Source organism: Streptomyces sp. NPDC127177, assembly GCF_042672475.1.
Lineage (GTDB): Bacteria > Actinomycetota > Actinomycetes > Streptomycetales > Streptomycetaceae > Streptomyces.
Map to the genome: position 1 here is coordinate 1 of NZ_JBHXUW010000116.1, position 8,275 is coordinate 8,275.

An 8,275-nucleotide genomic window follows, 5' to 3' on the forward strand; every position below is an offset into this window, starting at 1 on the left:
CCGTGGGGACGGCGCCGGTCCGCGTCCTCCGCCGGGGCCCGTGCGCGGACCGCGGGCCTCCCGGCGGCCGCGTCGGAGGTGCCCTCGATCGCCGGACGGACCTGATCCGGCCGGGGCCGGATGTCGCCATCGAGCCAGTAGAGTCAGCCGGCATCGGCGGGCGCCCCGCCCGCCGGAGGCCAGGGAGCGAAAGCGTGCTGATCCCCCACGACACCCGGATCGCCCTCGAGACGGTGGTCGATCTGGTGAACACCGCGCCCGAGAGCGCACAGCCGGAGGACGGGTCACCGGCCGCCGGGCCGGCCGACGGGATCGAGGACGTCCCCGCGCTCCACGCGTTCGCCGCGCGCCACCGGGTGAGCGGGGTGAACGAACTCGACGAGAAGGACCTGCGCGCCGTGCACGACGTGCGGGCACGGTTCGCGGAGGTCTTCGCCGCGTCCGACGCCCGGGCCGCCGCCTCGCTCGTCAATTCCCTGGTGGCCGCTGCGGGCACCACACCTCAGCTCAGCGACCACGACGGCTACGACTGGCACGTGCACTACTTCGCGCCGGACGCCTCCATCGCCGACCACCTGGCCGCCGACTGCGGCATGGCGCTCGCGTTCATCATCGTGGCGGGCGAGACGGAGCGGCTGCGGCGCTGCGAGGCGCCGGACTGCCGGCGCGCCTTCGTCGACCTCTCCCGCAACCGCTCCCGCCGCTACTGTTCGAGCCGCACCTGCGGTAACCGCTTGCACGTCGCCGCGTACCGGGCGCGCCGCAGGGAAGCGGCGGGCTGACCGCTCACAGCACGAAGAGATCGTGCAACGCGGCCATCAGCAGCAGGCCGCCGATCACCGCGAGGAAGATCATCAGAGGGGGCTGGGAAAGCGCGAAGAGGCAGCCACGCGGCTCTTCGGCGGGGGGTGCGGGGGCATCGCCCCGGGAGGTGTCCACCATCTCGGGACGATCATGACGCAGCCCGGCCCACGTTGGTGATCAACACGCGTTTTCGTAACGGGAGTTCAACCCTCCCGTGGTGACCGGAATCGGTCCGGCGTGCGGTTTCCCGTCACATATTCGGACCGCGGCGCACTCCCCCGCCGGTCAGCCCAGGTCGCGCAGCATGCGCAGCTGCACCCCTCGCTGGACCGAGCCGCCGCCCTCGTGGTTGTTCCAGGGGTAGACCTCGATCTCCTTGGGGCCCGCCCAGTGGTTGTAGGCGGCGAAGACGGTGGACGGCGGGCAGACGGTGTCCATGAGGGCCACCGAGTAGAGCGCCGGCGCCGTCGCACGGGCGGCGAAGCTGATGCCGTCGAAGTACGAGAGGGTCCGGAACACCTGCTCGGACACGCCGTGTTGGGCGGAGAGGAAGCGGACGATCTCCCTGTACGGATCCTGGTCGGTGATCTCGACGGCGCGCCGGTAGTGCGTGAGGAACGGTACGTCGATGAGCGCGGCCCGCACATGGGGGCTGAGCCCGGCCACCGCCTGCGCGATGCCACCGCCCTGGCTGCCGCCGTGCACGGCGATCCGGTCGGGGTCGACGGCCGGGTGGGCCCGGGCCACATCGACGGCGCGTACCGCGTCGGTGAACACCCGCCGGTAGTAGTACGTCTCGGGGTCGAGGATGCCGCGCGTCATGAAGCCGGGCGACTGCGGATTGCGGCCGCCGTCCGGGTCGGGGGTTGAGCCCGGTGAGTTGCTGTTGACGGCCCCCTGGCCCCGGGTGTCCACCAGCAGGGTGGCCCAGCCGGCGGCGGGCCACACCAGGTGGTCGTGCGGCAGCCCGCGGCCGCCGCCGTATCCGAGGTAGTGGACGACGGTGGGCAGGGGGCCCTCGGCCCCGGCGGGCACGTTGAGCCAGGCACGTATTCGGTGGCCGCTCCAGCCGGCGAACGACACGTCGTGGGTGTCGACGTTGCCCAACGCCGCGTCGTACGGAGTGAATTCGGCATCCAGCGGATGTGTAGCCGCCTCGTCGAGGGTGCGCCGCCAGAAGGTGTCGAAGTCGTCCGGTTCACCGGGCTCGGGCCGGTAGGAGCGGAGTTGATCCAGGGGCAGGTCGAAAAGGGACACGGCATCTCCGTTTCGGGCAGCTGGAGGGAGCGGAAGGCGCAGGGACGGGCCTGCGGAGAGGGCGACGGGGCGGGCGGGTCCTCAGCGGGGCGTGGAGCTCGACGCGCGCACGACGAGTTCCGGCTGGAGCACGACGCTGCGGTGCTCGTGGTTGCCGTCCTCGTCGTCCGCCTCCTCCAGCAGGAGTTCGGCGGCCATCCGGCCCATCACGACCGCGGGCTGGCGGACCGAGGTGAGCGGTACGGCAGCGGCGGCTGCGAATTCGATGTCGTCGTATCCGACGATGGCGATGTCCTGCGGCACCCGTACCCCGGCGGCGTACAGCGCCTGGAGCACCCCGAGGGCGAGCAGGTCGTTCGCGCAGAACACCGCGGTGGGGCGGGGTACCAGGCCGAGCAGCCGGGCTCCGGCGTCGCGCCCCGCGGCCACGTCCAGCCGGTCGGACGGGATCTCGACGAGTGACTCGGGGTCCAGGCCCGCCTCGGCCAGGGCGGTCAGCGCGCCCGTGCGGCGGTCCCTGATTTGGTGCAGGTCCCCTGGGCCGCTGACGTACGCCACCGAGCGGTGCCCGGCGGAGATGAGGTGACCGACGGCCAGGGCGCCGCCCCGTACGTCGTCGACGGAGACCGCGCAGGTGCCGGTGCCGGAGGCGACCCGGTCGACGAGGACGTAGGGGATCCGGTGGCGGCTGAAGGACTCGAGGTTGCGGCCGGTCGCGTCGGCCGGTGTGACCAGTACGCCGCACACGCGCTGCTCCGCGAAGAGGCCGAGGTACTCGGCCTCCTCCGCGGGGCTCTGGCCGCTGTTGCAGACCATGACGCCGAGGCCGGCCTGCCGTGCGGCGCGCTCGGCGCCGCGGGCGACGTCGACGAAGAAGGGGTTGCCCATGTCCAGGACGAGGAGGGCCATGATGCGGCTGCGTCCCGCCCTGAGCTGGCGGGCGGACTCGCTGCGGACGTAGCCGAGCTCCTCGATGGCCGCCAGCACCCGCGCCCGGGTCTCGGGAAGTACGGCCTCCGGCCGGTTGATCACATTGGAGACCGTGCCCACGGAGACGCCGGCCTGCCGGGCCACATCCTTGATCCCTGCCACACGCGCCACTTGTCCTGCCCCACTGGTGCCCTTGGCCGCACTGGTCCAGCGGCGTCACCCCATCGTACGGACGGGCGTGAGTGAATTGATTCAACCCCGTTCGGGACGCTAGCCTCATCCCCGAACAGCGTCAAGGATCTTGGCTGAATCGATTCATAGGGTCGAGGTACCGGCGCTGCGGGACGGTTGCGGGACGGTGTGGCCAGCCGGTCAGATGCCGTGCTTCTTCAGAATGGCCTCGATATCGCTGAAGTCGTCGCCCGATCCGCCCGCGGCCTGCTTCTTCGGCTGCTCCCGCTGCTGCGGCTGGGCCGCCGGGGCCCCTCCCACCCCGAGCGAGGGGGCGGAGGCGGCCGGCGCCACCGCGTCGTTCCGCCCGGCACGGGCGGCCGCCTTGCGTTCCTTGCGGGTGCCGCCACCGCGTCGTTCGATCGCGCGGGTCGTGATGAACAGCAGCCACGCCACCCCCAGCAGGCCGAAGCCCAGCCAGACGCTCGGCTTGAACGCGATGTCCGACACCCACTTGACGACACCGGTCAGCACCAGGCCGACCGGGACCAGGGAGTAGGCCGCGATCCTGGTCGCGGCGAGGAAGCGCTTCCGGTACGCCGTGACGGCGGCGATGCCCAGGCCCGCCGCGGACGCCGCGGAACAAATGGTCTCGGCAAGCATCGGTGCCTCCAGGCGCAGGGGAAACGTCCCTTCCATCCTGCACCTGCCGACGGGCCCGGGGCCACGCCCGGGGCCCACATCAGGGACATATCAGGGCCGGGATCCTCCGCAGGTGCCGTCCCGGGCGGGCTGCCGGGCATCAGCCCGCACCCGCCCGGTGCCAGGTAGGGGCTCCGCCGTACGCCCTGGGAGACTGGTCCCATGAGTGATTCCACCCCCGCAGCAGCGCCGGTCGTCCTCGACGTCTGGTGCGAGCTCCAGTGCCCCGACTGCCACCACGCCCTCACCGATGTGCAAGCCCTGCGGGCACGGTACGGCGACCGGATCGAGGTGCGGCTGCGGCACTTCCCGCTGGAGAAGCACAAGCACGCCTACGCCGCCGCGCAGGCCGCCGAGGAGGCGGCGGTGCAGGGCAAGGACTGGCCGTACATCGAGGCCGTGCTCGCCCGCACCGCCGACCTCGGTCGCACCGGCGAGCCGTTGCTGATCGAGCTGGCCGGGGAACTCGGTCTGGATGCCGAGGAGTTCGACACCGCCCTGATCGACGGCCGGCACATGCTGATCGTCGACGCCGACCAGGCCGAGGGCAAGGCGATCGGGGTCACCGGCACGCCGACCTATGTGATCGGCGGGGAGCGGCTGGACGGCGGCAAGAGCCAGGAAGGGCTGCGCGAGCGCATCGAGGAGATCGCCGACCGGCTGCTCGCCGAGCAGGGCTGAGCGGCGGCGTCGGCGCCGGGGGGCGAGGGCGGGCACGGCCCGGCGGGCGGCACGGGGCGGGCAAGCTCAGTGCCGGCGGCGGGCAGCGCGGGGCGCGGGCAGCACAGCGCCCGGGAGGCAGCGCCGGCGAGCGCTGTGCCGGGGCGGACAGCGCAGGGCTGTGCCGGGGCACGCAGCGTCGGCAAGCGCAATGCCGGGGCAGGCCGCGCCGGGCGCGGGCAGCACCGGGGGCAGGCCGCGCCGGGCACGGGCAGCACCGGGGGCAGGCCGCGCCGGGCGCGGGCAGCACCGGGGGCAGGCCGCGCCGGGGGCAGGCAGCGCCGGGGGCGAGCAGCACAGCGTCGGCAAGCGCAGTGCCGGGGCGGGCCGTCTACAGCTGTTTCGCCAGGTTGTACCGGGTCGGCTCGTAGCCCAGCGACTCGTACAGGCGGACCGCGGTCGTGTTGGCCGTGACCACATGCAGGCCCAGTCGCTCCTCGCCCGCCGCGAGGGCGATCCGCTCCGCCTGGAGCATCAGCGCCCGCCCGTACCCCCGGCCGCGGAACTCCTGCCGCACCTCCACGTCGAACACGTAGCCGACGAGGAGGCCCGGGTGCATCTCGAACCGCGCCACCCAGACGTACCCCACGCGCTCCCCGTCGTGGAGCACCAGGTGCAGATGGGCGCCCTCGGTGGCCAGGCCGTCCGGCAGGTGCCGGGCGTGGGAGGTCCGGGCGATCCCGAGCGCGGCCTCCCGCGAGGTGCCGCGGGTGACGAGGCTGTCCGCGTACGCGGCGACGGCGCCGTCCTCCCAGCGCTCGAACTCCCCGGGGGTCATCGGCCGCGCGGTGAGCCCGTCGGCCAGGGCCGGGGGAACGGACGGCAGCGACTTGATCATGTTCCTGCTGCGCTCGGTGTAGCCGAGCGCTCCGGTGAGCCGCTGTCCCGCGGTGTCGTCGGCCGCGACATCGGTGAGCACCTGGGTGCAGCCCCAGCCGCGCAGGACCTCTTCGGCGGCGAGGACGGCGATGGTGCCCCGGCCGCGACGGCGGACGGGCTCGTCGATCCGCAGTCCCCGCAACCGGCCCGTCGCTCCGGCCGACCCCGGCTCGGTGCCGATCTCGACGGCCCCGACGGGCCGCCCGTTGTCGCACACGTCGTACGCGCGCTCCTGTGCGCCGTCGGCGCCTGGCTGGATCGGCCCGGACGGCCGGAGTGTCGTGGTCATCAGGGGATTTGTATCCCCCGTACGCGGAGCAGTCATCCGCTTTTGGCGGCGGCCGTACCGAAGGACGCTACGGGTCCAGGTCGTTGCCGGCGCGCTCGTCGAAGACTCGCATCGCCTTGGCGGTCACCGGGCCGGGTACGCCGGGCAGTTCCCTGCCGTCGACCCGGTGGACCGCCTGGATGTCGCGCAGGGTGGAGGTCAGGAAGATCTCCTCGGCGCGTTCCAGGACGTCGAAGGGCAGCTCGGTCTCCTGCGCCCCGGTCCACTCCACGGCCAGCGCGCGGGTGATCCCGGCCAGGCAGCCGGAGGCGACGGGCGGGGTGTGCAGCTGCCCGTCGAGTACGACGAAGACGTTGGACCCGGTGCCTTCGCAGAGCTGCCCGACGGTGTTGGCGAAGAGGGCCTCGGAGGCGCCCCGCTCGTGGGCGCGGGCGAGCGCGACGACGTTCTCCGCGTACGAGGTGGTCTTGAGGCCGCTGAGCGCGCCGCGTTCGTTGCGCGTCCACGGGACGGTGATGACCGCCGTGGTGTCCGGGCGGCGTGTGACCTCGCCGAGGGCGACGACCAGTCCGGGTCCGGCGGTGCCGCGGTCGGAGCCGAGCGGCGAGATGCCTCCGGTGTACGTGATCCGGAGCCGGCCGAGCGGGACGGGGTTGGCCTCGATGACGGCGGCGCAGGCCCGGCGCACCTCGTCCCGGTCGGGCGCCGGAAGGCCGAGGCCCCGGGCGGAGCGGGCCAGCCGGTCGAGGTGCCGGGTGAGCGCGAAGGGACTGCCGTGGTTGGTCCTGACCGTCTCGAAGATGCCGTCGCCGACGGTGAGCCCGTGGTCGAGCACGGACACCCGGGCGTCATCGGCGGCCCGCAGTTCGCCGTTGACCCAGATCTTCATGGTGCGGTCCTTCCGGTTGCTTCGTATACGCCCGACGCTACCGCGAGCAGCCTGGACGCCTTGAGTTCGGTCTCGTCCCATTCACGTTCCGGATCCGACCCCCAGGTGATGCCCGCACCGGTGCCGAACCGCAGGACCGGGGCGCCCGCGGAGCGGTCGGCCCAGAAGGTGCGGATGCCCACGGCGAGCGAGGCCGTGGCCCGGTCGGCGTCCACCCAGCCGATGCCCCCGCAGTACGGTCCGCGCGGGGCCGTCTCCAGCTCTCCGATGATCCTCAGCGCGCTGGACTTCGGGGCGCCCGTGACCGAACCGGGCGGAAAGGCGGCGGCGAGGAGTTCCGGCCAGCCGGCCCCCTCGGCCAGGAGGCCGCGCACGGTGGAGACGAGATGGACCAGGCCCGGGTGTTCCTCGACCGCGCAGAGGGCGGGGACTCCGACCGATCCGGTGGCGCAGACCCGTCCCAGATCGTTGCGGACCAGGTCGACGATCATCACGTTCTCGGCGTGGTCCTTCTCCAGCAGATCGTCCTCGGTCCGGCCGGTGCCCTTGATCGGCCCGGACTCGACCGTGCGGCCGTCCCTACGGAGGAAGAGCTCGGGGGAAGCGGTCGCGATCTCCACGCCGTGCGCGGGCAGCCGGATCGTTCCCGCGTAGGGGGCGGGGTTGCCGCGCGCCAGCAGCGCGGTGAGTGCGTCCACGTCCGCGGCGGCCGGATCGGGCAGCCGGGCCGTCATCACCCGGCAGAGGTTGGCCTGGTAGACCTCGCCCGCCGCGATGTGCTCACGGATGCGACGCACACCCGCGATGTACGCGGCGCGGTCCAGGGAGGAGCTCCAGTCACCGGCGGCCGGCCCGCGCCAGGCACCCGGCACCGGCGCGGGCACCGCGGCGGTGCGTACGGTGGCGAAGCGGGCGCAGACGAGACGGCCCTCGAAATCGGCACATACGGCCCAGAAGCCGGACGATTCGAGAGCTGCGGGGTCGCTGGTGACATCCTGCAGATCGGAGGCGACGAGGCCGCCGAAGCGGGCCATGGGGGCAAGGGCGTGCACGCCGGTGAGTCTAGGACGGCCCACGGTGACCTGCGCCGGGGCGAGTGCACCTCAGCACGCTGCACAAACGCGTTTTTGTACTGGCCCCGGAATCCGCTAGAGTTCATCACGTCGCCGGGACGCGCAAGTGAACCGGAACCGACAAGCGGACGTAGCTCAGTTGGTAGAGCGCAACCTTGCCAAGGTTGAGGTCGCCAGTTCGAACCTGGTCGTCCGCTCGCAGAAGGTGGGGGATCTTCCCGAACCCCCATCCCTGGTGGAGTGGCCGAGAGGCGAGGCAACGGCCTGCAAAGCCGTCTACACGGGTTCAAATCCCGTCTCCACCTCCAAGGACGATTAGCTCAGCGGGAGAGCACTTCCCTGACACGGAAGGGGTCACTGGTTCAATCCCAGTATCGTCCACCGGTCCGCAAGGACCCCCGCGCGATTAGCTCAGCGGGAGAGCGCTTCCCTGACACGGAAGAGGTCACTGGTTCAATCCCAGTATCGCGCACGCAGTACACGCAGGGTCACCCTGCGCGATTAGCTCAGCGGGAGAGCGCTTCCCTGACACGGAAGAGGTCACTGGTTCAATCCCAGTAT

General features: G+C 72.3%; 9 protein-coding genes and 4 tRNA genes. 6 read left to right on the forward strand and 7 right to left on the reverse strand.

Annotated elements, in window-relative coordinates:
- Positions 1 to 194: 194 nt before the first annotated feature.
- On the forward strand, positions 195 to 782 hold the full coding sequence (locus ACFVJX_RS35730; protein ID WP_384135818.1) for a CGNR zinc finger domain-containing protein: 588 nt from the start codon (positions 195 to 197) through the stop codon (positions 780 to 782).
- Positions 783 to 786: 4 nt separating this feature from the next.
- Here the strand turns inward: ACFVJX_RS35730 and ACFVJX_RS35735 are convergent, their stop codons facing one another.
- The 4 genes from ACFVJX_RS35735 to ACFVJX_RS35750 form a co-directional block, all read right to left on the reverse strand.
- Entirely contained in the window at positions 787 to 942 is a 156-nt protein-coding gene (locus ACFVJX_RS35735; protein ID WP_384135817.1) for a hypothetical protein, read from the reverse strand.
- Between the two features lie 147 nt (positions 943 to 1,089).
- On the reverse strand, positions 1,090 to 2,061 hold the full coding sequence (locus ACFVJX_RS35740) for an acetylxylan esterase (protein ID WP_384135815.1): 972 nt from the start codon (positions 2,059 to 2,061) through the stop codon (positions 1,090 to 1,092).
- An 81-nt stretch (positions 2,062 to 2,142) separates the two neighbouring features.
- A complete protein-coding gene (locus ACFVJX_RS35745) occupies positions 2,143 to 3,162 on the reverse strand; it encodes a LacI family DNA-binding transcriptional regulator (RefSeq protein WP_384135813.1) in 1,020 nt (339 codons plus the stop codon).
- 201 nt (positions 3,163 to 3,363) lie between these two features.
- On the reverse strand, positions 3,364 to 3,825 hold the full coding sequence (locus ACFVJX_RS35750; protein WP_384135811.1) for a hypothetical protein: 462 nt from the start codon (positions 3,823 to 3,825) through the stop codon (positions 3,364 to 3,366).
- Between the two features lie 201 nt (positions 3,826 to 4,026).
- Between ACFVJX_RS35750 and ACFVJX_RS35755 the strand changes: the two genes are divergently transcribed.
- Positions 4,027 to 4,545, forward strand: coding sequence for a DsbA family protein (locus ACFVJX_RS35755; protein WP_384135809.1), 519 nt, complete (start codon positions 4,027 to 4,029; stop codon positions 4,543 to 4,545).
- 370 nt (positions 4,546 to 4,915) lie between these two features.
- On the opposite strand, the gene ACFVJX_RS35760 is transcribed toward ACFVJX_RS35755, so the two are convergent.
- The 3 genes from ACFVJX_RS35760 to ACFVJX_RS35770 form a co-directional block, all read right to left on the reverse strand.
- Positions 4,916 to 5,752, reverse strand: coding sequence for a GNAT family N-acetyltransferase (locus ACFVJX_RS35760; RefSeq protein ID WP_384135807.1), 837 nt, complete (start codon positions 5,750 to 5,752; stop codon positions 4,916 to 4,918).
- Between the two features lie 67 nt (positions 5,753 to 5,819).
- Positions 5,820 to 6,641: an aminotransferase class IV gene (locus tag ACFVJX_RS35765; protein ID WP_384135805.1), complete on the reverse strand. Its 822-nt coding sequence runs from the start codon at positions 6,639 to 6,641 to the stop codon at positions 5,820 to 5,822.
- Positions 6,638 to 7,675: a chorismate-binding protein gene (locus ACFVJX_RS35770; protein ID WP_384135822.1), complete on the reverse strand. Its 1,038-nt coding sequence runs from the start codon at positions 7,673 to 7,675 to the stop codon at positions 6,638 to 6,640. Before ACFVJX_RS35770 ends, ACFVJX_RS35765 begins: the two co-directional genes overlap by 4 nt.
- A gap of 163 nt (positions 7,676 to 7,838) precedes the next feature.
- On the opposite strand from ACFVJX_RS35770, the gene ACFVJX_RS35775 reads away from it, so the two are divergent.
- The 4 genes from ACFVJX_RS35775 to ACFVJX_RS35790 all read left to right on the forward strand — a co-directional run bounded on the left by ACFVJX_RS35775 (position 7,839) and on the right by ACFVJX_RS35790 (position 8,186).
- Positions 7,839 to 7,911 (forward strand) — tRNA-Gly (locus ACFVJX_RS35775).
- A gap of 37 nt (positions 7,912 to 7,948) precedes the next feature.
- Positions 7,949 to 8,022: transfer RNA gene (locus ACFVJX_RS35780), tRNA-Cys, on the forward strand.
- A gap of 1 nt (position 8,023) precedes the next feature.
- Positions 8,024 to 8,095 (forward strand) — tRNA-Val (locus tag ACFVJX_RS35785).
- A 19-nt stretch (positions 8,096 to 8,114) separates the two neighbouring features.
- A tRNA-Val gene (locus ACFVJX_RS35790) sits at positions 8,115 to 8,186 on the forward strand.
- The last annotated feature ends 89 nt before the right edge of the window (positions 8,187 to 8,275 follow it).